General features: G+C 37.2%; 22 protein-coding genes. 1 reads left to right on the top strand and 21 read right to left on the bottom strand.

Features of this window, described 5'->3' with window-relative positions:
* Nucleotides 1-40 precede the first annotated feature (40 nt).
* Nucleotides 41-1,321: a glucose-6-phosphate isomerase gene (locus MKX53_RS01240; RefSeq protein WP_340908475.1), complete on the top strand. Its 1,281-nt coding sequence runs from the start codon at nt 41-43 to the stop codon at nt 1,319-1,321.
* Between the two features lie 172 nt (nt 1,322-1,493).
* Here the strand turns inward: MKX53_RS01240 and MKX53_RS01235 are convergent, their stop codons facing one another.
* The 21 genes from MKX53_RS01235 to MKX53_RS01135 form a co-directional block, all read right to left on the bottom strand.
* Nucleotides 1,494-3,155, bottom strand: a complete 1,662-nt coding sequence (locus MKX53_RS01235; RefSeq protein ID WP_340908472.1) for a glycoside hydrolase family 13 protein — start codon at nt 3,153-3,155, stop codon at nt 1,494-1,496.
* A gap of 26 nt (nt 3,156-3,181) precedes the next feature.
* On the bottom strand, nt 3,182-4,204 hold the full coding sequence (locus tag MKX53_RS01230; RefSeq protein WP_340908469.1) for a LacI family DNA-binding transcriptional regulator: 1,023 nt from the start codon (nt 4,202-4,204) through the stop codon (nt 3,182-3,184).
* Nucleotides 4,205-4,227: 23 nt separating this feature from the next.
* A complete protein-coding gene (locus MKX53_RS01225; RefSeq protein ID WP_093536444.1) occupies nt 4,228-5,043 on the bottom strand; it encodes a carbohydrate ABC transporter permease in 816 nt (271 codons plus the stop codon).
* Complete coding sequence (locus tag MKX53_RS01220; RefSeq protein ID WP_340908467.1) at nt 5,043-5,903, bottom strand: carbohydrate ABC transporter permease; 861 nt, start codon at nt 5,901-5,903, stop codon at nt 5,043-5,045. The genes MKX53_RS01225 and MKX53_RS01220 overlap by 1 nt, the downstream gene beginning before the upstream one ends.
* A gap of 121 nt (nt 5,904-6,024) precedes the next feature.
* Entirely contained in the window at nt 6,025-7,323 is a 1,299-nt protein-coding gene (locus MKX53_RS01215; protein WP_340908465.1) for an ABC transporter substrate-binding protein, read from the bottom strand.
* A 392-nt stretch (nt 7,324-7,715) separates the two neighbouring features.
* Entirely contained in the window at nt 7,716-8,612 is an 897-nt protein-coding gene (locus MKX53_RS01210; protein WP_340908463.1) for an ROK family protein, read from the bottom strand.
* Nucleotides 8,609-10,306 (bottom strand): glycoside hydrolase family 13 protein, encoded by a 1,698-nt coding sequence (locus tag MKX53_RS01205; RefSeq protein ID WP_340908461.1) that lies wholly within the window; start codon nt 10,304-10,306, stop codon nt 8,609-8,611. Before MKX53_RS01205 ends, MKX53_RS01210 begins: the two co-directional genes overlap by 4 nt.
* 95 nt (nt 10,307-10,401) lie before the next feature.
* Complete coding sequence (locus MKX53_RS01200) at nt 10,402-11,097, bottom strand: hypothetical protein (RefSeq protein WP_340908457.1); 696 nt, start codon at nt 11,095-11,097, stop codon at nt 10,402-10,404.
* Nucleotides 11,094-11,798, bottom strand: a complete 705-nt coding sequence (locus MKX53_RS01195) for a hypothetical protein (protein WP_340908453.1) — start codon at nt 11,796-11,798, stop codon at nt 11,094-11,096. Before MKX53_RS01195 ends, MKX53_RS01200 begins: the two co-directional genes overlap by 4 nt.
* A 424-nt stretch (nt 11,799-12,222) precedes the next feature.
* Nucleotides 12,223-12,987: a sporulation protein gene (locus MKX53_RS01190; protein ID WP_340908451.1), complete on the bottom strand. Its 765-nt coding sequence runs from the start codon at nt 12,985-12,987 to the stop codon at nt 12,223-12,225.
* A 142-nt stretch (nt 12,988-13,129) separates the two neighbouring features.
* A complete protein-coding gene (locus MKX53_RS01185; protein ID WP_093536460.1) occupies nt 13,130-14,050 on the bottom strand; it encodes a DUF2971 domain-containing protein in 921 nt (306 codons plus the stop codon).
* A gap of 96 nt (nt 14,051-14,146) precedes the next feature.
* On the bottom strand, nt 14,147-16,123 hold the full coding sequence (locus MKX53_RS01180) for a bifunctional diguanylate cyclase/phosphodiesterase (RefSeq protein ID WP_340908450.1): 1,977 nt from the start codon (nt 16,121-16,123) through the stop codon (nt 14,147-14,149).
* 226 nt (nt 16,124-16,349) lie between these two features.
* Nucleotides 16,350-17,561 (bottom strand): quaternary amine ABC transporter ATP-binding protein, encoded by a 1,212-nt coding sequence (locus MKX53_RS01175; RefSeq protein WP_340761187.1) that lies wholly within the window; start codon nt 17,559-17,561, stop codon nt 16,350-16,352.
* Nucleotides 17,558-18,418 carry an ABC transporter permease gene (locus tag MKX53_RS01170; RefSeq protein ID WP_093536466.1) on the bottom strand — a complete coding sequence of 287 codons (861 nt, stop codon included), beginning with the start codon at nt 18,416-18,418 and terminating at the stop codon, nt 17,558-17,560. The genes MKX53_RS01175 and MKX53_RS01170 overlap by 4 nt, the downstream gene beginning before the upstream one ends.
* A gap of 76 nt (nt 18,419-18,494) precedes the next feature.
* A complete protein-coding gene (locus tag MKX53_RS01165; RefSeq protein WP_093536468.1) occupies nt 18,495-19,490 on the bottom strand; it encodes an ABC transporter substrate-binding protein in 996 nt (331 codons plus the stop codon).
* Between the two features lie 458 nt (nt 19,491-19,948).
* The gene (locus MKX53_RS01160; protein WP_340908443.1) at nt 19,949-20,473 is read right to left on the bottom strand and encodes a hypothetical protein; all 525 of its coding nucleotides are present in this window, start codon (nt 20,471-20,473) and stop codon (nt 19,949-19,951) included.
* A gap of 100 nt (nt 20,474-20,573) precedes the next feature.
* Entirely contained in the window at nt 20,574-21,182 is a 609-nt protein-coding gene (locus tag MKX53_RS01155) for a hypothetical protein (protein ID WP_340913202.1), read from the bottom strand.
* On the bottom strand, nt 21,182-21,811 hold the full coding sequence (locus tag MKX53_RS01150; protein WP_340908441.1) for a phosphate starvation-inducible protein PhoH: 630 nt from the start codon (nt 21,809-21,811) through the stop codon (nt 21,182-21,184). The genes MKX53_RS01155 and MKX53_RS01150 overlap by 1 nt, the downstream gene beginning before the upstream one ends.
* On the bottom strand, nt 21,811-22,608 hold the full coding sequence (locus MKX53_RS01145) for an ABC transporter ATP-binding protein (protein ID WP_340908439.1): 798 nt from the start codon (nt 22,606-22,608) through the stop codon (nt 21,811-21,813). Before MKX53_RS01145 ends, MKX53_RS01150 begins: the two co-directional genes overlap by 1 nt.
* Nucleotides 22,605-24,296, bottom strand: a complete 1,692-nt coding sequence (locus MKX53_RS01140; protein WP_340908437.1) for a dipeptide/oligopeptide/nickel ABC transporter permease/ATP-binding protein — start codon at nt 24,294-24,296, stop codon at nt 22,605-22,607. The genes MKX53_RS01145 and MKX53_RS01140 overlap by 4 nt, the downstream gene beginning before the upstream one ends.
* The gene (locus tag MKX53_RS01135) at nt 24,289-25,302 is read right to left on the bottom strand and encodes an ABC transporter permease (RefSeq protein ID WP_340761180.1); all 1,014 of its coding nucleotides are present in this window, start codon (nt 25,300-25,302) and stop codon (nt 24,289-24,291) included. The genes MKX53_RS01140 and MKX53_RS01135 overlap by 8 nt, the downstream gene beginning before the upstream one ends.
* Nucleotides 25,303-25,304: the final 2 nt, after the last annotated feature.

Below are 25,304 nucleotides of genomic sequence, written 5' to 3'. Positions count from 1 at the left end.
AATTAGTAGTAATAAATGCAGTATTACAAAGGGGATTCGTATGAATATTAATGTAAATTATTCGGGGGATTATTCACAATTGGTTACACCTGAAGTGAAGAATCGACTAAATGCAATACATGAAGGAATACATACAAAATCAGCTGCTGGAGCTGACTTTTTAGGATGGGTTGATTGGCCAGGCAATATGAGTAATGAATTTCTTCAAGATATTCAAAATACAGCTGAACAAGTTCGTTCTACGTCGGATGTCCTTGTCGTTATCGGAATTGGCGGATCTTATCTAGGTTCTAAAGCGGTAATTGAAGCACTTTCGACACCATTTGAAACAAAAGAAGGTCTGGAAGTAATTTTTGCCGGTCACATGGTCAGTGGAGAGTATCTGAAACAATTGATGTCGTACTTAGATGGAAAAGAAGTGTCTTTAAATGTAATATCCAAGTCTGGTAAAACGACCGAACCAGCATTAGCATTCCGTTTTTTACAGCAATACATGGAAAAACGCTACGGTGAACAGGCAACATCTCGTATTATCGTCACTACAGATGAAGAAAAAGGTGCCCTTTTATCACTTGCAATTGAAAAGGGATATAAACGTTATGTCGTGCCAAATGATATTGGAGGTAGATATTCGGTATTTACGGCAGTTGGCTTACTTCCAATTGCGGCCGCAGGATATGATATTGCAAAACTAATGGGCGGTGCTACAAAAGCACAAGAGGAATTCAATCTTGTTGATCCAACAACAAACAGTGCTATTCAGTATGCTATTATTCGTAAGCATTTGTATGATGCTGGTTATCCGGTCGAAATTATGGCAACCTTTGATGAAAAACTTCGCTATATTCAAGAATGGTGGAAGCAACTGTTTGGGGAAAGTGAAGGTAAAGAAGGTAAAGGTATCTTCCCTGCTTCCGTTGTCTATTCAACAGACCTGCACTCATTAGGCCAATACATTCAAGATGGAAAACGCATGTTATTTGAAACGTTTTTGACAGTTGAAAAAGCTAATGATGATTTAACTGTATTCGAGGCAGAAAATGATGGCGATGAACTAAACTATTTAAGTGGATTAACGCTTCATGAATTCAACCATGCTTGCCACGAAGCAACTGCTAGCGCTCACTTAGATGGCGGTGTACCACAAGTTTCCTTAACCATTGAGCAAATTGACGAGGAACATATCGGACATTTGTTGTATTTCTATATGATTTCATGTGCTTATAGCGCATACTTACTAGATATTAATCCCTTTGACCAACCTGGTGTGGAAGACTATAAGAATAATATCTTTAAAATTCTAAAAAAACCAGGTTACTAAGATACGAGAGTTAGACACCCTCTGAGGGAGCTTTGAATGGTTAATCTATATTCCAGCAAGGCATTAAGAGGCGATTAGTGGGTTATGTTACTAATCGCCTCTTCATTTTTCTTTTATTTGGATAACTACCTTACAACGAAAACGTCTTGCCCGCATTGGACAAGACGTTTCTTTATAATTGATAAATTCTTGCTTCATAAGGAGACAGTTGTAATATAGTTGCCTCTGCATGAACTCCTACTTCTAGGTTAGCTAACAGTAGATTCTCATGCTTGTACGTAATACCTTCTACAGCTGTCACTGTTACTGCTTCATCCGATAAGTTAGATAGGACTATTACCTTTTGCTGCCCCATTGTACGAGTGTAAGCATACAACGTTGGATGACTTTCTAACACTAAATCGTATATACCGTAAGTGAAAATACTTTCTTTTTTGCGTAATTGTATCATTTGTTTGTAGAAGTTTAAAATTGACTTAGGATCTTGCTCTTGAGCCTCTACATTAATTACTTTATAGTTTGGATTTAGACCAAGCCATGGTGTTCCACTGGAGAACCCTGCAGATTCGTCCGAGGACCACTGCATTGGTGTTCTTGAATTATCACGACTTGTAGCTCGAATAATTCCCATCACTTGTTCATGTGATTCACCTTGACCAGTTCGGTAGTTGTATAAATTCTTGGTTGCAACGTCATTATAATCTGTGATAGAAGAGAAATCGACATTGGTCATTCCCAACTCCTGACCTTGATAAATAAATGGAGTCCCTTGCATAAAAAAGTACATTGCCGCTAATGCTGTTGCACTTTCTCTCCAAAATTCTGTGTCGCTCCCCCAAGTGGAAACAGATCGCGCCTTATCATGATTTTCTATGAATAGAGCGTTCCAGCCGCTTCCCTCTAAAGCCTTTTGCCACCTAGTTAATACCTGTTTAAGACCCGGGATATCTAACTTAGTTGTTTCAGCATCCCATAGACTTAAATGTTCGAATTGGAAAATCATATTAAACTTTCCTTCTGATTCGTCTACCCATTCGGATATCTCATCAATTCCTACACCATTTGCTTCACCGACTGTCATAATATCGTATTTAGCGAAAGTTTCCTTCTTCAACTCATCCAAGAACGGCATAATTCCCGGCACATTCATATACTTTTCCCATGCTGGAACATATGGAATATCTGATACAGGGGCCATATCACTAAATGTTATGTCTTTTTTAATATGACTGATTGCATCTACACGGAAGCCGTCAATACCCTTATCTAACCACCAGTTGACCATTGAATACAAGGCATTGCGAACGTCACTGTTTTCCCAGTTCAAGTCTGGTTGCTTCTTGGAAAACAAATGCAAATAATATTGTTGGGTCTCTTCATCAAGCTCCCAAGCAGGTCCATTGAATATACTAGCCCAATTGTTTGGTTCTTTTCCCTCTACACCGTCGCGCCAAATATACCAGTCTCTTTTTTCACTCCATTTTGAAGAACGGGATTCGATAAACCAAGGGTGTTCATCACTCGTATGATTGATCACTAAATCCATGATTAATTTCATGCCACGTCTATGAACTTCCTCTAACAAGGCATCAAAGTCTTCCATTGTTCCAAATTCAGCCATGATTGCTTGATAATCGCTTATATCATAACCATTATCATCATTGGGTGATTGATACATTGGACAAATCCAAATAACATCAATTCCTAAATCTTGTAGATAATCGAGCCTAGACATTATTCCCTGTAAGTCCCCTACTCCATCACCATTTGAATCTTGAAAGCTACGTGGATATATCTGATACGCCACAGCTTCTTTCCACCAATTTTCTTTCATAATCTACCTCTTTTATTTTAATTGGTCTAGCCAATATTTTTACATGATTCTCGTTCAATCAAATTTGTTTCTACTAGATGGTGCACGACAGGGGCTTCTGTATTCTGAACTTTTTCCAATAAAAATTTTGTTGCTTCAAAACCAAGATCAAATATTGAAATATCGAGTGAAGTTAATGGAGGACTCACATAAGCAGACAAGGCATGGTTATTAAAGCTAACTATAGAAATATCCGCTGGAACTTGTATGGATAATTCTTCTAAATAACGAACAATTTCATATGCAACTAGGTCATCATGTGCCACAATAGCCGTAGGTGGTGCTGCTAACTGCATTAACTCATGAATACTTTTATTTCCTTTTTTTTTAAAAGCCTGATCCTGTATAAAATAATCATCTGAGTTGGGTAAATCAGCATCGATTAACGCCTGTCGATATCCCTCTAGACGGTCGGTGGATACGACAAAGTTAAGATTTCCTCCGATAAATGCAATTTGACGATGCCCGCGTTGATACAAATAATCTACCATATCGTGAGCAATTTTTTTATTGTCATTATCTACATATGTAATTTCAGCATCAAATTGATAAGGACGTCCCACCATCGTGAATGGGAATCTCGTTTCCTTTAAATAATTCATTGTTCGATCATTTACACGGGAATAGAGAAGGATAATTCCATCCACTTTTCTTCCTTGTACCATCGAGACAACTTCCTCGAATATTTCATCCTCCGTGCCACCAGTGGACAGATAGATTCCATACATACTGGCATGAGCTCTAGAGCAAATCCCTCGAATAACTTCAGGAAAGAAAGGATTTTGAAACGCAAGCGTAGTCGAATGGGCCATAATCACTCCAATAGTTTTTGTACTTTTAGAAGCTAGGTTTCTCGCTTGAAAGTTAGGGTGATATTCTAGTCTTTCCATCACTTCTCTAACTCTTCGTTTCGTTTGTTCGCTGATTCGTGGATTGTCTGCAATTACACGGGAAACTGTAGATGGAGACACATTTGCCTCTCTTGCTACATCGATAATTGTAACAGTCATATGGAACTCCCTCCTTTCCTAAATTATTTTATAGCACCATCAGATACACCTTTTATAATTTCGCGTTGTGCAAAGAAATATGCAATGATTACTGGAATAATTGCTAATGTCAGTCCTGCTAAAGCAAGATGCCATTGTTTTGTATATTCTCCAAAGAAAAAGAACATTTTAAGCGGAATTGTTTCTTTCCCTTCCTGGTTAATAACCAATGAAGGAAGTAAGTAGTCATTCCAAATCCAAATGGTATTTAGAATTCCAACTGTTACTGTTATCGGTTTTAACAACGGTAGTATTATATGCCAAAAAACTTGGAATTTATTTGCACCATCTATTGTAGCTGCTTCGTCCAATGATCGAGGAATAGAATTTAGGGCTCCGTGATAAAGGAATATCGATAAACTTGCACCAAAACCTATATACATGAATATTAAACCAGCACGATTCAGCATTTCAAACTTCCCGAAAATCGTTACAAGTGGAATCATAACTGATTGGAACGGGATTAGCATAGCTGCTACGAATACGAAAAAGATTATCGTACTAAATCTACTTTTTGCACGTGAAAGAGCATATGCTGCCATTGCAGAAAAGACAATGATAAGTGCAACACTAACTACTGTGATTAATAGGGAATTCCCAAATGTTCTAAGAAAGTCTAATTCATTAAATGCTTGCACGTAGTTATCAAATGTAGCTGAACTAGGTGGTTTTAGCGTATCTTCAAAAATTTCACGTTTCGTTTTTAACGAGTTTACGATCATTAGATAAAACGGAGCTAACCAGATAAGGGCTAAGAAAATCCCTAATACTTCAAGGGGAATTAAATACTTTTTACGCATTACATTTCCACCTCACGTTTCTTGCTAATATACACTTGCAATAAAGCAATTGCTGCCACAATCAAGAAAAATATAACTGCTTTCGATTGTGCGTAGGCCATTTCATAGCGCCCAAAAGCTGTATTAAAAATTTCCATCGCAACCATTTGCGTTGAGTTATATGGACCGCCACCTGTTAACGACAAGTTTTGATCGTATAGCTTGAATGTATTGGAAAGTGTTAAAAACATACTAACTGTAAAAGCCGGAGCTACTAATGGGAATACAACTAGACGGAAACGTTGGAAAGGACTTGCTCCATCTATTTCAGCTGCCTCTAGCAGTTCATTTGAAATGCCTTCTAAGTAAGCAATATATATAACCATGATATACCCTGACATTTGCCAGCTCATTAAAATAACTAACGCCCAAAAACCAGTGGTAGATGTTGATAACCACCCTTGTAAACTTTCTATTCCTAACAGGGAACCGAATCCATCAAATGCCTTAGTAAATATAAACTGCCAGATAAATCCTAAGATTAATCCGCCGATTAAGTTTGGCATAAAGAAAATCGTTCTCAATAATTTATTAGATTTTAAATTGGCAGTCACAAGCAGCGCCAATGACAACCCAATCGCGTTAATAAGGAATATAGATACGACCGAAAACTTAACCGTGAACCATAGAGAATCTAGAAAACGTTCATCCTGGAACAAAGCAATATAGTTATCAAACCCGACAAAATTGTTTGTCTGAATTCCATTCCAATCAGTGAAAGAATAATATACCCCTAAAAATAATGGAGCAACTACTACTATCGTTAATGCTACTAAAACCGGCAATAAAAACAACCAATACGCTAAGTCTTTTGTGCGCATGCGCTCACCTCCAAAGTTACAACGATGCTCTTCCTCTAAAAAAGTTGAAAGAAGCACCATTTTTTATCCTTTTGACAAAACAAAGTAGCACAAGTGCTACTTTGTTTAAACCAATTATTTATTATTTACGTGAAGATTCCCACGATGCTTTAGTTGCTTCTATAACTTCTTCCCAGCTTGCTTCGTCGCTAAGGTACTTCTGAATTTGTACGCCCAACTCATCTTGACCCCATCCAGTTGGATAACCCATGAATGTCCAACCAATTGTTTTTCCTTGCTCCGCATATTCATACACAGCTTTTGAAAGCGGATCAGAGATTTTAGATGAATCGTACCCTTCATATGCAGGTATAAATTTAAAGTCATTTAATACTGTTTCTTTTCCAGCATCAGACGTGTATAACCAGTCTATGAATTTTTTTGATTCTTCCACTACTGCTTCGTCTGCATTGCTATTTACGCCCCAGTACATTGGAATTCCTACTGGAATACTATCTCCTTCATATCCTTCAACAGGAATAGGAAGAAGTCCGATATCGTTTGCTGCGAAGTCTTCATCAATTCCTGCTATTGATCCATATACCCAGTTACCTTGCTGAATCATAGCTACTTTTTGTAGAGAGAATAATTCCTCAACTTGTTTAGAGTAATCTAAACTAACAGTTGGTTGTGCAGAGTAATCGTTTTGAAGGTCAAGAATTTTTTTGAATGCGTCGCCATATTTATAATCGATTGTTTTCGATTCATATGCTGTTAACACATTATTATCAAATTCTGGTGCAATGAAAGTGTTAGATAAATGTAAACCAGTTACCCAAGTTTCTTTCCCTGGTAATGCAAAAACAGATTCTAAGCCTAGGTCTGCTTTTTGGCTATCAAGCTCTTTTACTGCAGCTTCTAAAGAAGCAAAGTCTATGATAGAAGCAGGGTCAATACCCGCTTTTTCAAATACATTTTTGTTATAAATAAAGCCATATCCCTCTTGGTTAAATGGTAGTCCTAAAACCTTCCCATCCACAGAAACTCCATCTAAAGAACCCTTTTGAGCTGCGTCTGCTGCTGCAGTGCCTGATAGATCAGCTAATTTGTCTGACCAATCTGATACGTCCTGGGGTCCTCCGATATTATAAATAGCTGGTTCGTTTCCTGAGGCAAATTTCGAACGAAGAGCAGCACCGTAGTCCTCTCCACCACCGACAGTAGTAATATTAATGTCGACTCCTTCATTTTCTTTTTCATATGCTTCTGCTACCGCTTCAAATTGATCTTTAAATTCCACTTTAAATTGGAAAATGTCTATTTTTACATCTTTACTAGAATCACCACTTGAAGAATTTTCCCCATCCGAACTACATCCTGCTAATACCCCTGCAATACCTAATGAAGCTGCTAGAAAACCTGCACGCCATTTATTCTTCATACTTTCTCCCACCCTTTTTTGTATTTGCGAAAACGTTTGCACAAAAGATTAAAAATAATAACAAAGCTTGCGAAAGCGTTTGCACAAGTTGTCTAAACAATCCTACCATATTCATAATAAGATGACAATAGTGATTTAAATATGAATTCTGTCTTTTATTTCACATGAATATTGTCACCCTATTATCTAGGCGGTATTGTTTGAATACTTATTACTTCTACTAGTTTAGAAAGCTCTTCTATTGATAGAACATTTTTTTCATGTTTACAAAGTTGACCAGAAAAAGTTGAGTACGACTATGACAGATTCAGCCACTCAAAAAGGGTCTGGCCCAAATTGGACAAGACCTTTTTTGAATTTAAATTATACAAAAATGTTTGTATATCTTTAGATTACTTGTTTGAATCTATTACAAGCATAGCTGCTCCCAACATTCCCGCTTCATTGCCGAAAGTTGCTCTTTTCACTTGAACTGGCTTCAGTTTTAAAGGTTCTACTTTTGCTAGAAGTTCTTCCCACCAGAAATCAGCAGAGTCAGATACTCCGCCCCCTATAACAACACAGTCCATATCTAGCACGGCTTGAAGACTAGAGATAACGATGGCAAAGTCAGATAGGAAGCGATCACGAACTGCTATTGCACCCGCATGACCATTCGCAGCTAAACGGAATACATCATGAGGTTTCGCCAATTCGTTCGTTTCTGCATTGATCACATTCTGCTCCTGGATAAGTCTCTTAATAGCTGTTCCGGATACATACTCTTCACTACAGCCAGGTCTTCCACATCCACATACTATACCGTTTGGATATAAGATTAAGTGACCAACCTCACCACCGCCGCCATTTATCCCGTTCATCACTTTACCGTTAAGTACAATGCCCCCACCCAACTTTGTTCCCACTGTTAGGCAAACGACCTGTTTGTACTCTGCTGCTGCACCCAGTCTCGCTTCAGCTAGCGCAGCACAATTGGCATCATTGTTGACCTCTACAGGAAGTCCTGTTGCTGCTTCTAGTAATGCTTTGACAGGGGTGCCTTGCCAGCCTGGCATTTCTGTTTCAAATGTAATGACACCAGTTTCTGCATCTACCATCCCTCTTGTTCCAATGCCTATACCCGATATATCAGGCACATCGCTCATTATCGCAAGAATTTGCTCTTCTAGATAGGGATATAGCGGCAATATAGTTGGTATCGTCTTATCTATCAGAACTTCACCCTGTTCGTTGACAACACCCATCCGGATTTTCGTTCCACCAATATCTACTCCCAGAACCTTCTTCAATTCCCTATCCCCTTTTCAAATGCGACCACAAATGCTTCATATGGACGGATTTCTACTATTTTTTCAGTTGTTTGAACCGTATTATAGTTTGATATTATAAGTCTATGTGATTTTGATGGCAGGTCACAAGTTTCCCACTCTAGCCGCTCCATTTGATCGGAGAAATTTGCTACTATGAGCCATTCTTCATCCGCCGACATCCGTTTATAAACAAATAAGTTAGGATGATTAGCAAGTGCTAGCTGGAAGCTTCCATCTGTTATAATATTATGCTGTTTTCTAAGTTGGATTAGCTTTTGATACGTATAAAAAATAGAATTGGAATCATTTATAGCTTGTTCCACGTTTATTTCCTCCGTATTAGGATTCATTTGAATCCAAGGAATACCTGTAGTGAAACCACCATCTGATGTCCATTGCATAGGTGTTCTTGCATTGTCTCGACCTTTAGCATAAATACCCCTCATAATGTCTTTATGTGAAGTCCCCTGCTCTATTTTTTCTTTATACATATTCAACGTCTCAATATCTCGGTAATCCCCCAGGCTCTGGAATTCTACATTCGTCATTCCAAGCTCTTCCCCTTGGTAAATATAAGGGGTGCCTTGTAGCATATGCAGACAGATGGCTAACATTTTAGCAGATAGCTCTCGGTATTCTCCATCGTTACCAAAACGGGATACTACCCGTGGTTGATCATGGTTGTTCCAATATAAGCTATTCCAACCCACATTATGAAGTCCATGTTGCCATTTTTCGAAATTTCTCTTCAGATCAATTAGCTTCAATGGCTGTACATCCCACTTTCCACTAGGCCCACTATCTAAGTCCATATGTTCAAATGTAAATACCATATTCACTTCGTTATTGTCGGGGTTCGTGTAAAGACGGGCATCATCGGTTGTCGCCCCAGGCATTTCTCCTACTGTAACTACGTCATATTTACTCAACACTTTGTCATTCATCTCTTTCAAGTGTGAGTGAATTTTAGGGCCATTCATAAAATAAGGGCTTCCATCTCCATATAACTTATTTGGTTGTACTTCACCATCCGGTAAGTTCATATCCTTCGAGATAAAGTTAATGACATCCATTCGGAAGCCACCAATCCCTTTTTCCAACCAATAAGTCATTAGCTGGTACACGTCCTCTCTTAGAGGCTCATGCTCCCAATTTAAATCTGGTTGTTTCTTGGAGAACAGATGTAAATAATATGAATTGGTAAGTTCATCTTTTTCCCAAGCAGACCCTGAAAATACAGACTCCCAGTTATTAGGGGGACGTCCATCCTTCCCGTCTCTCCAAATATAGTAGTCTCGATACTTAGAATCTTTTGAGGCTCTCGACTCCACAAACCATTCGTGCTCATCTGAACTATGATTAACAACTAAATCCATCACAATACGAATACCACGTTTTTTTGCTTCCTCTATAAGCTTTTCCATATCTTCCATTGTTCCAAACTCCTGCATTATGGTGCGATAGTTTCTAATATCGTAGCCATTGTCATCATTTGGAGAATCATAGACAGGACTTAACCAAAGAACATCAATCCCTAATTTTTGAATATAGTCTAGCTTGGAAATAATCCCTTGGATATCTCCAACACCATCCCCATTTGAATCCATAAAACTTCTTGGATATATTTGATATACAACACTTTTTTTCCACCAAGAATCCACTTTTTGCCCCATTTTTTTCACCATCCCAAATGTAACTTAATAGAGTTATTCTAATCTTCTAGCATCTATTATGCAAGCGCTTGCACTAATAATTTCTTAAAGTACACCTACTCTAATACTGATTCCTCAAAGTAAATAGGGAAGTCAATATATGTATCTCCACCCCCGGAAGAATTTCCATTTTCATTTCTTTCAGGATATGTCGACTTATCTGAGCTATCATATGTATTCCAACCAAAATAATACGATGGAATTATTGGAGAATCATTAAATGATTGGAGTACTGGTATCCACTCCTGAGATAGTTTTATACTTCCATAAAGATTCTCTGACAACCTAATCGTTTGCTCAAGCTGCACAGCTGGTTTGTAGTGCTCTTCATAGTCACTAACCTGAGCCCCTCTTTCATGAACTAAATAGAGTTTCATATAGGACACCTTATCCTGAGGTGGATAGTTCCAAACCACTCGAAAAGTTGTAGGATCCTTACTATCTATCTTCCAAACTCGTACATCATCATTTGTTGAAACGAAAACCTCATTCCATTTGCGATTATTCCACTTCCATAAACTAAATCCATACATTTCATCCTCTGCTTTAAAGGGGACAAATACATGACGATCATCTAAAAAAACTGTATCCTGAATTTCACTGTTAGAAAGTATCGAAAAGCTATTTGTAATCTCTTCCACTAGCTGTTCATCGGCTGGAAACGAATTTGGTCCAGAAGTGAAATACCAAAAACTTGTGACAAGGAAAGTTATACCGATTAATATGAAGGTCATTAAAAAAGGCTTTTTCACTGGTTCTCCCCCTCTAACAAGGAAAGGTCAGTTTGAAAATAAAATTGCTTCTCCTGTGTAGTTATTAATATCCCCTTTCCGTTTTTCTCTAGATAAATACTAGTACGAAGCCCACTTCCCCATTTTGGAAAAGTATTTGCTAGCATATAAGGAAAGCGTTCGGCAGTTTCATCTGAATCTGCACCCAAGAGTGTCTCGTTATACCAACTTAGGCTGGAGTAATCTTGTTGTTTAGCAGTAAGTATTGAGGCTATTAAATTCCCTTTAGAAAGTGAGCTTTCGTTTGCTGTTGGATGGGTATTAATAATATAGGCATCCTCCACATTAGATATATATGTACTAATATTATATGCTGGATAAAGCAGATGATTTATGAGGTACCCAATAAAAAGGAATATCAACAATATATAATTAGCTACAAAGCCTAACCAAGCAAATGGTCTGTATTTTCGCCAGGTAGGTTCATCTTTTCTTAAAAACCAGTATAATACCCACACTCCCAGAGGAAGGATAGGAATCTGTATACCTCGGTCAAACACTTGCAAATGAAAAGAAAACGTAAAGAAGCCTATGAGAATAACTACAATTAATTTCCATAGGATAGGTTTATCCGATTGTGACTTATAAAGACGAGAGGCAATTATGGAAATTACTACCCATCCTACAATAAGCATTACATTCTCAATAATTGAACCATTCAACCAAATAATTACTCCCTCGTTTCTTAAACTATATATCCTTTAATTCAACAAAGCTTCCAATATTTCCTTCTAAGAGTTATCTACTAATATTTTGCATGATACCTCTATAATAGTTTGAACTTTATATTTTTCAGTCTTCTATGGAGTACATTAAAATCATCTCTATTAAAACACTGCAACCAAATATAATAGCCAACTTACCTTTTGCTGCTGCAAATAATGCAGTTATAGCAAGTACAAATACGATTATTTGAAGTAGTAATGAACAGGAATAGTTACTGGGAAAGTAGCTTTTGGAGCGATAGTTTAGCCACTAAATAAGCTTTCCATTAATAAAAACGCACTCCCTATCAAAACACCTCCAACCATTTTAAAATAGTTGAAGGTGCTTATTATTTTATATGCATTGTGAATGAATTATGCCCTAGATCCCTATTGCTCTTTTTAGTTTGTCTTTAATAGTTGGAATATCTTGTGCATTAATAGTCAATCGAATGAATTTCTCGTCCATTTCAAAAGCCTCTGCAAGTAGTCCCCCAAAACCTCTTGCTCTTCGGTCAACCTGCATTAAAATTTCAGCTGATTGTGCGGACTGAGACAAAAATAGGATTTCTAGTTCATCAAGTTTCGCTTTATAGGAGCTGCTAACCGGCACAAATTCAAATTCTTGTACAAACGGATATCGACTACCTAATTTATGAGAGGCTTTCTCACATTCAACTTTTCTTATTTTAAATCCTAGCTGTTCAATTGCCTCTAAAATATTAGCCGCTATTCTCGTTGGTCGTACGTTAATATAATCTTTATCTGTAGGATCTATACTATTTTTGATATCTAACCCTGTGCTAATCCATATACGCGTGCTTCCATAAGTGACTGGCGCATCTTCAGGAAGTGTTAGTGAAAAGGGAATTGCTTTCTTTTCATTTGCCCCAATTGTAAAAGGTTCAGTGACTTTATATTTTTGAAAAGCTGCTACGTCCGTGTATTTTCGATCATTCGATTCACGAATGTATGTTGTATTTACCGTTAAGTAGATCGCATCAATCTGTTGTTCTAAGTTTCCGCCAACCACTTCTACTACACCTTGCATAATTTCACCAGCAGTAAACTCTGACTTTTCTAGTTTAGTATCTACCTTAGCTCCACCAACCCCAACACTTGCCAATACTTTATTGAAAAATGACATATACATTTCTCCTTTGATTTTAATAACATTTTTACGCTTTTACATCGCAATAGGTTTCACTTTTTTAGAAAAATACTCTGCTTCTTACTCGTCAGCTGTCCACCAACATTCAAGGCTAGTATAAGCGCATAAGCTTTTCTTATTAGCGATAAGGAATATGCGATAGTTTAATAGGAACAGTTGGGTATCCTACATTTTTCAAATAATAATTAATACTTCTTGCCGTAAATTCATTTGTTCCCGAAGGTCCTATAATGATTTGATTGACTGGCAGTCTATTGTCGTTTTGAAGTACTTTGTTATGTGTTTCTAACTCAATATATGGAAGAATAATATTATCGCGCGCGCGGAATTTCAGCTCATGCTGATATGACATGCTCCTAGAGTTGGTCACAATAATCCGCCATTCCTTTTCTTCTGAAAAAGTAGCATGTTTAAAAAGTGGTAGAAAGTATCCAATCGTTCTTGCTACTTCCTTAGGAGAGAACTGTGGCTTTACTTCACTTAGCTCTAAACTAATGAGTGAAACGTTTATAATCCTACGAATAATTCTCTCTTGCAACTTATGATCGTATATCACCTTCCGTGGAAAGAAGTTTTCTTCACTTAGATGAAAAGAAACATCAAATAACGATGAAAAGTCAAAACCAATAGAAATCCCATGCTGACTTCGACTATATCCTCTCCATTGACTTAATAGGTCTCCACTCTCACAAAAGGACACGACAAAAATATCTGTGTCTTGTTCCTCTAAAATCGTAAAAACCTCTTCCAAATATGCTCTTCTGGGATTTTCTAGAGGTAACTCTTGAATAAGCTTTTGGACGATACTTTCGCATACCTCTAACCCATGACTATATTCTTTGGAATCATTCATAAATTTAATATGCGAGGCCCAAAAGGTTTTATCGCTAATAATTCCTTGCGCCCCTTCTAAATTTGTATAGTGATATAACGCCTTAATATTTTTTGTGAAGTATTTTTTAAATTCTTTACTTATTAAAGGAATAAGAGCCTTCATATCAATATTTAAAAGGTTTTTCTCTACCTCAGATTTAGACATCCCATAGCACCTCCTATACTTTTATAGTATTACTTCCCTCTTTTTATGTCCAAAAGCTATTGATTTTTAAGACAAAAAACCAGAGCTAGAAAGAAATTATCCTTCCGCTCTGGCTTGATACCACCTAACAAGATCATGGGGGGTCATCGGTTTTGCAAAATAAAATCCTTGAAAAATTGGGTTTTTACTTGTGTCCTTTAAGAAATCCACCTGCTCTTTTGTTTCTACTCCTTCTATGACAACATTTAAGTCTAATGATTCTCCTAAAGCAATAATAGCGGTAATTATAGATGAATCTTTAGAGGACTTCGGTACATCATCTATAAAAGACTTATCAATTTTCAAGGTTGATATTGGCATTTCTTTTAAATAAGATAGCGACGATACCCCAGTACCAAAGTCATCCAATGCAACAGAGAAACCTTCTTCTCTAAATTTACTTACCGCCCTCATAGCTTCTTCCACATTTTTCACAAAACTATTCTCAGTTATTTCTAATTCTATTTGCGACGGCTCCAACCCATATTCGCTTAACTTTTCTGTGAATACTCCTAATAACAAAGGGGAAGTTATATAATCGCCTGGAATATTAATAGCTACTTGTTTGAATGAAATATCCTCCAATTTCCAATATGCTATTTGTTTACAAACCCCATCTATTATCCAGTCAGTCACTTTAACCATACGGTCATATTCCTCTAAAATTGGAACAAAAACAGCAGGTGATAGATTACCGTATTTAGGATGATTCCATCTTAATAATGTCTCGAGCCCATCAATACACTGCGAGTACGAACTAAATTTCGGTTGATAAACAAGATATAACTCGTTTTCTTTCATAGCTCGATTTACATCTTCAGCTATTTCAAGATTAAATGTATACCTATGAATACTAGAATCATAGTAAATAATATCATGATCATACATAATAGAAGGATAGTTTAAAACGGCAAGTACATTTCTATAGATATCAGTGTCCTTCTCACCGTAATCGGCTTGAGATATAGCACATACTCCAAACAGCATTACTTCTCTATCTTGTACACGAATAGGCTCACGAAGTGACTCTGCTAGCTTCTTCAACACCTCTTTTAACTGCTTTGCACTATCCACATCCCTAGTTAGCAAAGCAATACGATTCCCTCCTATCCGATAAAGCTCTGTTTTGGAAGGTGATATAGATTTGAACATATGTACTAGTTCTCGAATCACTTCATCACCGAAAGCATAATTGAACTCTCTGTTTATATGCTCTAAATCATGTATATGCCAAATAGCTAAAACTTTAGGTGACTGAATTTTCTTTTCAAACAACCGTCGATTAGGTAATTGTGTTAATGCATCGTAGTAATTCCCACGATACTCAATATACCGGTCTAACAAACTTGAAAGTAATAATACTCCCAAAAGTATAGCCATTCCTAAACCTACAATAACTGCTAATCCATACATTTCGGTCATATGAGAAGCCTCATGATTCAATTCATACCCCTTGGGAATATAAAAGTTCATAGCTGCCATACCGGTGTAATGCATACTAGAAATAGCCAACCCCATGATTAAAGAGATTAAAATCAGAAGTATATTTTTCGACTGATAGGTATGAACCGTCGCAAGAATGTAAACTGCTATAATAGAAACAAAAATTGAAATACAAATAGAAACTAAAAAAAGTAGAGGGTCATAAGTGTAAATAACGTCCATTTCCATCGAATACATTCCTATATAATGCATGGAGGAAATTCCTATCCCCATCGCTATCCCCGCGAATACATACGACCAATAGTTTCGTCTTGGAAGGTCTGCCAAATAGAAAGCTATAAATGAAGCTAACATAGCAGGAATAATTGATATAAGCGTAATAGTTTTGTTGTAGCTCATATTTACTGGCAATGAAAATGCACCCATTCCTATAAAATGCATAGACCATATACCAAACCCTAAGCATAGCGAGGCAAGCAGTAACCAGAAGCTTTTATGAAAAAAACTATTTTCTTTTGCTCTTCTTTTCAAGGAAATTGCCGTGTAAGATGCTACAATCGCTATAATAATTGAAAATACCACTATTGTCATAGAGTATTCACCGCTAATTTCCAAATATGCATCTTTTGAAGGACTATTATTATTAAAATTAAATATATTCTCCACCTCACTATACCAATTAGACTATAACATACTTAATTCAAAGTAATAAATAAGTAAAAATTAAAAGTACTATTAATTTTATAGTAACACTATATAGTGAGGATAAAATTTCAGGAAAAGAATATTTGTTACTAAAAAAAAACACAGAAACTAATTATAGTTTCTGTGTCTCTTTTTGTTCGTCCATGCTCTCGCTGATTAAGCTTGCTAATACATGAACCCTTAGTATGATTCCTTTAATCATTAGCTCTTCATCCGTAACGACGATGGGGTATTTTGAATCTAATACATACGGAATAATATCTTGTACATATTCATCCGCCTTTACTGTTTTCACTTCTGTAGACATTACTTCTTGTAAGGTCTTTTTCTCTTTGAGACCATTAATCGCTTGGTCAATAGTAACTATTCCTTGTAGCTGGCGCTTACGATCCGTAACGAATGCACTAGAAATACCATTTTCTCTCATTACTTGAATAGCGACATTCAGCCCATCTTTTAAGGAAACTAACCCATATGGCTTAGACATAATATGTTCCGCCTGCAAAATTTTAGAACGATCAATATCTCGGATAAACTCTGAAATGTAATTGCTTGCCGGTTTTTCAAGAATTTCTTCTGGAGTACCGATTTGTTCAACTTTGCCATCCTTCATCACCGCTACACGGTCACCAATTTTAAAAGCTTCGTTAACATCATGTGTGATGAAAATAATAGTCTTTTGTAGTTTATTTTGTATATCTAGTAATTCTAATTGCATTTCACGTCGGATCAACGGATCAAGCGCACTAAATGGTTCATCCATAAGTAAAATGTCCGGATCATTCGCAAGTGCTCTGGCAATTCCTACACGCTGGCGCATCCCTCCAGATAATTCATCCGGAAATTGGTTTTCGTATCCTTTTAGCCCTACTGTTTCTAAATGTTTCCCGGCAATCTCCCGACGCTCTGCTTTAGACATCCCTCGTATTTCTAGGCCATATTCAATATTTTCTAGTACCGTTCTATGGCTGAATAAACCAAAATGTTGAAACACCATTGCAATTTTTTTCTGACGGAAATACTTTAGCTGATTTTTGTTATATCCAACTACATTTTCGCCATCGACGTAAATTGCCCCAGAGGTAGGCTTGTTCAATAAATTTAAGCAACGAATGAGCGTAGATTTTCCACTACCAGATAGTCCCATAATGACAAATGTCTCGCCTTCCATAATTTCCATAGATGCATTATATACACCTACCGTATGGCCCGTTTTCGCAAGAATTTCATCTTTTGGAACACCTTTTTCAACCATTGAAATGACCTTTTTAGGTCTTGGTCCAAATATTTTAGATACATTTTCTACCTTAAGTTTAACTGTCATGCTACATCCCTCCTATGTTTCTGAAGGCGATTTGCAATTCCTCCGGTAATTCGGTCAATTATTATTGCTAAGAATACAATACTAATCCCCGCTTCAAAACCAAGTGAAATATCAATACGATTTATCGCATACAGTACGCGCTCTCCAAGTCCTTGAGCACCTACCATCGATCCAACAACTGCCATTGATAGCGCCATCATTGTTGTTTGGTTAACACCCGCCATAATAGTTGGCAATGCTTGAGGTAATTGTACTTTCATAAGCATTTGAGAAGTGGAAGAACCAAATGATTGTGCTGATTCTACTACTTCCTTATCTACATTACGAATTCCTAGCTCAGTCAGTCGGATAACTGGGGGCAGTGCATAAATAATAGTAGCAATAACGGCTGGAACATTCCCTAATGGGAAGAAAAATATTACAGGTATTAAATAAACAAAGCTTGGCATAGTTTGCATGGCATCTAAAACTGGTCTCATAATAGTAGACAATGATTTACTAAATGCCGTCGCAACACCTAGTGGAATCCCGATTAATAAAGACAATATAACAGAGATTAATACTATTGAAATAGTAGTCATTGTTTCTGGCCATAAATCGAATGTACCTATCAGAAATATAAAGAAACCAAAAAGAAGTCCACCATACAAATTAGTAAAATACCATCCTAGTAAAAAAATAATAATAATAAAAATCCACCAAGGGATTGCAAGAAGACCCGCTTCTAGACCCTTGATCATGGAAGAAGAAATAACAAAAATAAAATCAAAGAATGCATCAAAATTCATCGCCAAAAAATCAATGAAATTTTCTACTACATCCCCTATTGGTATTCGTACATCTGGAAACTCTGTCATAGACTATGGACTGTTTCAAAGAACAGTCGCATTCACCTCATTTTTTATAGGATAGATTACTTTTTATGATGAATTATTAGTTCAAAGCTGCTTTTACTTTTTCTGCAACTTCTTCAGACACCCACGTCGTCCAAATATCTTCATGCTCTTTCATCCACCACTGTGCGGCTTCATCTGGTTCCACTTCATTTTCGTTCATATAATCTAACGCTTCTTCTGTTAAAGCATTACTAGTTTCATATTTACTCAGGAATTCCGTAACATCCTTTGCCTGTGTTGGTAAATCTTTATGAACAGCAATTACAACATCATTTGGTGGGAATTCAGTTCCTTTGGATTCTTCCCAAGTTGCTGCGTCATATGGAACATCTTCAAGTAATGTTAAGTCATAACTAGCTGTTACCCATGTTGGTGACCAGTAATACCCTACCCAAGGTTCACCTTTTTTATATGCTCCCGCTAGATCTGCAACGATTGCAGAGTCTGATCCTGGTGCTAAATAGTTGAATTTTGCATCTAGACCATATGTTTCAAGTTTCGACTCCAAGTGTTCACTTACCGCCCAACTAGATGGCGCTCCAATTATTCTTCCTTTAGTGCTATCTTCAGGATCTTGGAAAAGCTCTGGATACTTCTCTAGGTCTTGTACAGTTTTCAAGTCAGGTGCAACCGCTTCAATCCCTTTTTCCGCATCTCCTTCTATAACATAGGTTGGAACATATAGTCCTTGCGAATTATCATTGAAATTAGTTGCTAGTTTCACAATACTTCCACTTTCAATTGCTTTTTCATAAACTTCTTTTGTATTATCCGTCCATATTTCCATATAGACATTTATGTCACCTTTTTCTAATGATTGCAAAGTAGCTGCCGTGGTCCCGCTTGTAACCTCAGTGTCATAGCCGTAACCTTCTTCCACAATCAATTGAGCTATACTATTATGTACACGGATACTATCCCATCCTGCATCTGCAAATTTAATCACTTCAATACTGTCTGTGCTCGTTTCACTACTACATGCACCAAGTACTAAAAGTGCACACAAAGAAGTAAACAACATCATTTTTCTCATAATTTATCCCCGTTTCTCTATTTATTAAATTAGACACTTAGTCCTACCCTCCTATTACATACCCTATTTTCTAAAGTTTAATCGTGCTATTTTTTTATGTACCCAAAATTATCAAAAATTTGATGCTCTTTTCTAAGAGTTTTCATGTTAGTAGAGTTTAAAGCGAGAGGGAAATAGATGGAGGTAAACAGAGGTATATTAACAGAAGATAGCTAGTTTGACTTATTTGATTAAATACAAAATTTAAGGAGGAATTTTTGGCGGATTACTATAATCTAAGAGTTACCTCTTTGAAGAGCATGCCTACGATCATTGTTTCCTTGATGAGAAATCACAAAAAAAGATTTACTAATTTTTTTCATTGCGATGTCGAATAGCTTCCCTAATTTAGTTCTCAGATCTCCAGGGAAGCATTTGACACCGGTCTACAAGCGACTTCATTAGAACTTGAACTAAACTTATTTCAGTTTTGTCACTTCTACTAACTCGTTAATCGGTAATTGTAATGCTCGGTTACCAAGATTCTGTTTTATTTGTTCATTGTATAAGTATTCTTCAGGTGTAAATGAGTCTTCACGGCCTTTTTTCAAAAGTTCATAAAAAATAGGAGGTAAGAAGTTCTCCTTTAATACCACCTCTACTGCTTCTCCGGTTTCACGTGTAAAAGTATACGCATAGGATGTTGGACGATATGGATCGTATTGAGCTTTTGGATAAGTTGTATCGACTATATATGTACCTCTTGATTGAGCACGGGTAACAAATTCGAAAACATCGCGAAAACCAGGACCTCCATGACCAGATAGGATGGAAATATCTTTACGATTTGGAACGTCCTCACCATATAAAGCTTCAAAAGCGGCTTGAATAACTCGGAAGCCTACACCTATCGCCATATAAGCAAGTGTCCCATGATATTTGTAAATGTCCTCAAAGCTAATTTCTATTAAATCATTACGATCATAGATCTTGATTGTTTGCATGCGTTTTATCCCCTAATTTTTTTTTGAGCTTTACCCTTTTTCTGAGCCTGCGCGCCTTATGAGAAAAACAAATTCTCCAGAAACTATATCGAGGCAATATCTATAGCTTTCCTTCCACCAGCCACGGTAAAAAGCCTCTTAAAAATCGTTCCGTTGCAGGCATGAAATAGGAACCGTAGTGGAAATCCGGATCCAGTGTTGTATTTAACCAAGTACCCTTTGTGCTTACTTTATCTATATAAAGAACTGCCCCACCGTCATCTGTTGAAACGAGCACTTCACAGTTATCTGGCGGCCAATACACGCCGTGTTGGTGCCATGTTGCATCAGAAAGAGTTAAGTAATTTTTAAATAAATCATGCTCAGGAGCAGATAATACTAGACCACTTTTCGGATCTTTATCTAGCCACCACCAAAAGTTCGTAGGACGGAATTCCCATTTGTGACTAGGTAACCAATCAAATCCCTGTGAACCTAACGTAACGACTGTTCCCCCACCATTTGCAAACGCATAAATCTTCTCTACATTTTTCTTAAGTAATCCCAAATGTGTTTGAGAAGGAACAAGCAATACATCGACCCCTTCTAAAGAAGCAGTTTCTAATTCGCGTATGGGAATAAGTCGATTAATGTACTTGGCAAACTCAGATGTTTTATATGTACGATGATGGTGTGAGCTACCACCATAAACAACTGCTATTTTTTTCATCATGTAGTCACCTCTTCTTGTAGCATCGCAATCTCTTCATGTACCCATTTTACTAACTGTGGACCAATTCGGTCGGTTGTTTTGTTGATCTCAGGCTTCATATAACCAAACAAGTCTGAACCCGCATGGACTAAAATGGTTCCTTTTGTGCTCACACGGTCAATATACGTTATTGGAGTATCCCCTGGTAAAGTTAAGAGAACTTCGGCGCCCTCTGGAGTAGGATGATGCCCTCGTGCAAAAAATCCAGAAACCCCTTTGTTATAGGTCATATCGTCGTCCAATACACCTTCAAATATTGGATGCTGTTTATGAATCGACACCTCATAGTCTTTATGACTATTAATCTCTTTTGGCACAAATAACTGACCACCAGGCAACCAATCTGTTACTAAGTTACCTGAAAATACGAGTATTTTTCTCGCATTCACAAAATCTAGAATGATTTGACGTTGTTCATATAAAAAGTCTTGATCGGCAAATCCACTTATAACTAAACAGTTATAAGCTGTTAAATCGATGTTGGATAGGTTATAAATATCGACATTCGTAAAATTTTCTCTTGTTTTATTTTTACCACGTTGTGCAAAAATTGCTCCTGGATTTAGTTCTATAAAGTTAGCTTTCATTATTGATCTCCTTTATGATTTTCTAATACGAGCAATGCCTCTATGAGTGATTTTGTATAAGGATGTTGCGGATTTTGAATAATATCATTTGTTTTACCTTCCTCTACAATTTCACCTTGTTGTAACACGATTAATCGATCGCAAAACCCTTTTGTCAAAGCAATATCATGTGTAACAAATAAGTAAGAGACTTGATTGTATTCATTCATTTTTTTCATTAATTCCAGTAGTTCTAAACGTAGTGAAGTATCTAACATGGACGTTGGTTCATCTGCAATAATAAGCTTCGGTTCACATACGAAAGCACGCGCAAGACCAACCCGTTGTCGCTCTCCTCCAGATAATTCATGTGGATAACGATTTATATATTTATCAGGATCTAATGACACACTATTTAACGCATATCGTACCTTTTCTAAACGTTTTTCTTTGTTTCCTTTATCAATTCCCTGAATCACAAGTGGCTCTGCTACAAGCTGACCAATTTTCATACGTGATGAGAGGGCTTCGTATGGATCTTGAAACACCACTTGAATATACTTAGCAAGGGAACGACGTTTTTTTCCAGTAAGAGATAAAACTTCTTGGCCTTCGAAAAAAACCTTTCCTCCGTTCGACGTCTCGAGACCAGCAATTATACGACCAATCGTACTCTTCCCTGCGCCACTGGCCCCGATTAGCCCGATAATTTCACCGTGTTTTAATGAAAATGAAACAGATTTCAGCACATTTACTTGTACCTCTTTTGTGCGACCAAATGTTTTTTGTAATTCCTTTACCTCTACTAAAGATGTCATGAAATCAGCACCGTCTCTCTCCCTTTTTTCGGTTTCAATAACGGGATTGAATCGACTAAACGTCTCGTATATGGATGACTTGAGTTTTCAGCGACTTCAATCGACTCACCTCTATCTACGATATGACCATATTTCATAATAATTATCTGATCCGTAACCGATAGTACAGCTGGTAAATCATGCGATATAAAAATCATTGAAATATTTAACTCACGTTGCAATTTTCGTAGTAACTGAACAATTTCAACTTGAACAATTACATCAAGTCCGGTTGTCGGCTCATCAGCTATAATAAGTTTCGGTCGATTTATTAAGGCCATCGCAATAATTACGCGCTGACGCATACCACCAGATAATTCATGAGAGAAAGAAAATCTCCATTTAGTATCGAGTCCGACTTGTGTCATTACTTCTATTACACGTTGGTCCATACTAGATTCGTCTAATTTTTTATGTACTTTGATTGCTTCTTTTAACTGTTTTTCAATAGTAATAACAGGATTAAGCGCATTCATCGCAGCTTGTGCAATATATCCAATGTCCCGCCCGCGAAGTTGACGTATTTGCTCATCATCCAATGTTTCTAGTGATTGTCCTTCAAAATAAATTGAGCCTTTGCTTCTTCCCGGTAACTTCAGCTGTTGGATAATACTCGCAGCTACTGTTGATTTACCGCTTCCTGACTCTCCCACAATTCCTAGCACATCCCCTCGTTGTATTTCGAAAGAAACATTAGATACTACTTCTTGATAACAGCCCTTTTTAGGGTATTCCACAGTCAAATTTTGAACAGACAGCATAATATCTCGCTCAACTAGCGTTAAATCCTCTACTTTCTCCTGTTGTTGACGTTTCGGTGTGACCGCGTATGAACTTAGTCTTGGATTCACTTTTTCTTCTAAAAAATAGCCCATTAAAGAAAAGGCTAAGACCACTAGGACAATACAAATACCAGGAGGAATAATCCACCAAACCCATGCTTCTGTTAAAAATGCACTTCGACTATTGGCGTAATATAATATACTTCCCCAGCTCTTAACTAATGGATTTCCCATCCCTAAAAAACTAAGAGAAGATTCCAATAAGATGGCTGTATTTACAGCTCCAACAAATTGTGGGATGAATAGGGGAAAAACGCTCGGAAAAATATGTTTATTGAAAATATACCAATGGTTTGCTCCCATCGTCCTAGCTGCTAGCACTGGTCCTGTTGTTTTAATGGATAAAGTTTGTGCGCGAATTTGCCTTGCCTTTCCAGCCCACATAACTAAAGTAATAACAAATACTTGTGTAAATATTCCTGGTCCCATATATACGGCAATAACAATCATCAGAGGTAGAAATGGCAGTGTTAATACGACATCAATAACACGCATCACAATTACCTCAAACCAACCTCCGATATAACCCGCTAGAATACCAACACTACCTCCAATGAGTGTGGCAAATAGAGCTGTCAAGATTCCAATCGTTAATGAAGTTCGTGCCCCCTCCGCAAGCTCTGCTAAAATATCCTGTCCCATATCATTCGTTCCAAGAAAGTGGTCACTATTAGGAGCCAGAAAGGAAGGGCCAGATTGCTTATATGCGTCATATGGGATGATAAAAGGTCCAAGTACAGCAAAGAGTACAACAGCAATAAATAAAATGAATCCTACAGTACCGATGACTTTTGTTGATTTACGCATGATTCATATCCGCTCCCTTTGTCTTTTTAAGCGTACGTGCACGAGGATCAATAAGTGGATACGTTAAATCAGCAAATAAGTTTGCTCCAATCACACCAAGTGTAATAATTAAAAATATGCCTTGCATCATTGGAAAGTCTCTTGCAATAACACTTTCATATAACAATCGACCAATTCCTGGATAAGAAAAGACAGATTCCACTACCACTGCTCCACCCACTAAAGTGCCTAATGTCATCGTAAAATGCGTATAAATGGGTAGCAAAGCATTGCGTAAGGCATGATTAAAAATTAACCCTTTTTTATGTACACCTTTTGCCTCTGCCATCGTGATATAATCTTGCCCAAGAGATTCAAGCATTGAAGAACGTGTTAGCAAATAGTTCGATCCTACTGTTGCTAATGTGATCGTAGTAAGCGGCAGGATCGCATGCACTGCAACGTCCTTTATATACCCCCAAGTTGTTCCATCTTGCATCATTGAAAAAGCCCCGTATGTAGGAAACCAACCTAATTGGACCGCTAAAACAGCTAAAAATAATAGTCCTACCCAAAAACCTGGAACAGCTTGTAAGGTCAGCATTCCTATTAATAGTGAGACATCACGACCTTTCCCACGATTCCAAGCAGAATAAGCGCCCAATATAACGCCAATTACAGCACTTAATAACATAGCTGGCCCCACTAATAACAATGTCCATGGCAATCTATCGCCTATTATTGTCATCACAGGCTCTGCATATTTAATTGACACCCCAAAATCAAATGTCACAATCCCTTGTAAATATACAATATACTGTTCCCATAAAGACCCATCGAGACCTATCGATTCAAGAGCCTGCTGCTTTTGTACTTCTGTTAGTTCATTTATCGTATCGCCGAAAAAATATAACAGCGGATCACCTGGGGCTAATCGGGGCAAAGCGAAATTAATCGTCAATGCTACGAGGAACACCAGTCCATATTGAATTAGCTTTTTTCCAATTGACGATAGAGTCCTATTCATTT

The sequence above is a fragment of the Psychrobacillus sp. FSL K6-4615 genome (genome assembly GCF_038008225.1).
In the GTDB taxonomy this organism is placed as follows: Bacteria; Bacillota; Bacilli; order Bacillales_A; family Planococcaceae; genus Psychrobacillus; species Psychrobacillus psychrotolerans.
This window is presented reverse-complemented; position numbering and strand designations above follow the sequence as displayed.

Coding starts and splice junctions, on each gene's coding strand:
- MKX53_RS01240 (WP_340908475.1), top strand. CDS start 41: ATGAATATTAATGTAAATTATTCGGGGGATTATTCACAATTGGTTACA.
- MKX53_RS01235 (WP_340908472.1), bottom strand. CDS start 3,155: ATGAAAGAAAATTGGTGGAAAGAAGCTGTGGCGTATCAGATATATCCA.
- MKX53_RS01230 (WP_340908469.1), bottom strand. CDS start 4,204: ATGACTGTTACAATTATCGATGTAGCAAGAGAGGCAAATGTGTCTCCA.
- MKX53_RS01225 (WP_093536444.1), bottom strand. CDS start 5,043: ATGCGTAAAAAGTATTTAATTCCCCTTGAAGTATTAGGGATTTTCTTA.
- MKX53_RS01220 (WP_340908467.1), bottom strand. CDS start 5,903: ATGCGCACAAAAGACTTAGCGTATTGGTTGTTTTTATTGCCGGTTTTA.
- MKX53_RS01215 (WP_340908465.1), bottom strand. CDS start 7,323: ATGAAGAATAAATGGCGTGCAGGTTTTCTAGCAGCTTCATTAGGTATT.
- MKX53_RS01205 (WP_340908461.1), bottom strand. CDS start 10,306: ATGGGGCAAAAAGTGGATTCTTGGTGGAAAAAAAGTGTTGTATATCAA.
- MKX53_RS01190 (WP_340908451.1), bottom strand. CDS start 12,987: ATGTCATTTTTCAATAAAGTATTGGCAAGTGTTGGGGTTGGTGGAGCT.
- MKX53_RS01185 (WP_093536460.1), bottom strand. CDS start 14,050: ATGTCTAAATCTGAGGTAGAGAAAAACCTTTTAAATATTGATATGAAG.
- MKX53_RS01180 (WP_340908450.1), bottom strand. CDS start 16,123: ATGACAATAGTGGTATTTTCAATTATTATAGCGATTGTAGCATCTTAC.
- MKX53_RS01175 (WP_340761187.1), bottom strand. CDS start 17,561: ATGACAGTTAAACTTAAGGTAGAAAATGTATCTAAAATATTTGGACCA.
- MKX53_RS01170 (WP_093536466.1), bottom strand. CDS start 18,418: ATGACAGAGTTTCCAGATGTACGAATACCAATAGGGGATGTAGTAGAA.
- MKX53_RS01165 (WP_093536468.1), bottom strand. CDS start 19,490: ATGAGAAAAATGATGTTGTTTACTTCTTTGTGTGCACTTTTAGTACTT.
- MKX53_RS01160 (WP_340908443.1), bottom strand. CDS start 20,473: ATGCAAACAATCAAGATCTATGATCGTAATGATTTAATAGAAATTAGC.
- MKX53_RS01155 (WP_340913202.1), bottom strand. CDS start 21,182: ATGAAAAAAATAGCAGTTGTTTATGGTGGTAGCTCACACCATCATCGT.
- MKX53_RS01150 (WP_340908441.1), bottom strand. CDS start 21,811: ATGAAAGCTAACTTTATAGAACTAAATCCAGGAGCAATTTTTGCACAA.
- MKX53_RS01145 (WP_340908439.1), bottom strand. CDS start 22,608: ATGACATCTTTAGTAGAGGTAAAGGAATTACAAAAAACATTTGGTCGC.
- MKX53_RS01140 (WP_340908437.1), bottom strand. CDS start 24,296: ATGCGTAAATCAACAAAAGTCATCGGTACTGTAGGATTCATTTTATTT.
- MKX53_RS01135 (WP_340761180.1), bottom strand. CDS start 25,302: ATGAATAGGACTCTATCGTCAATTGGAAAAAAGCTAATTCAATATGGA.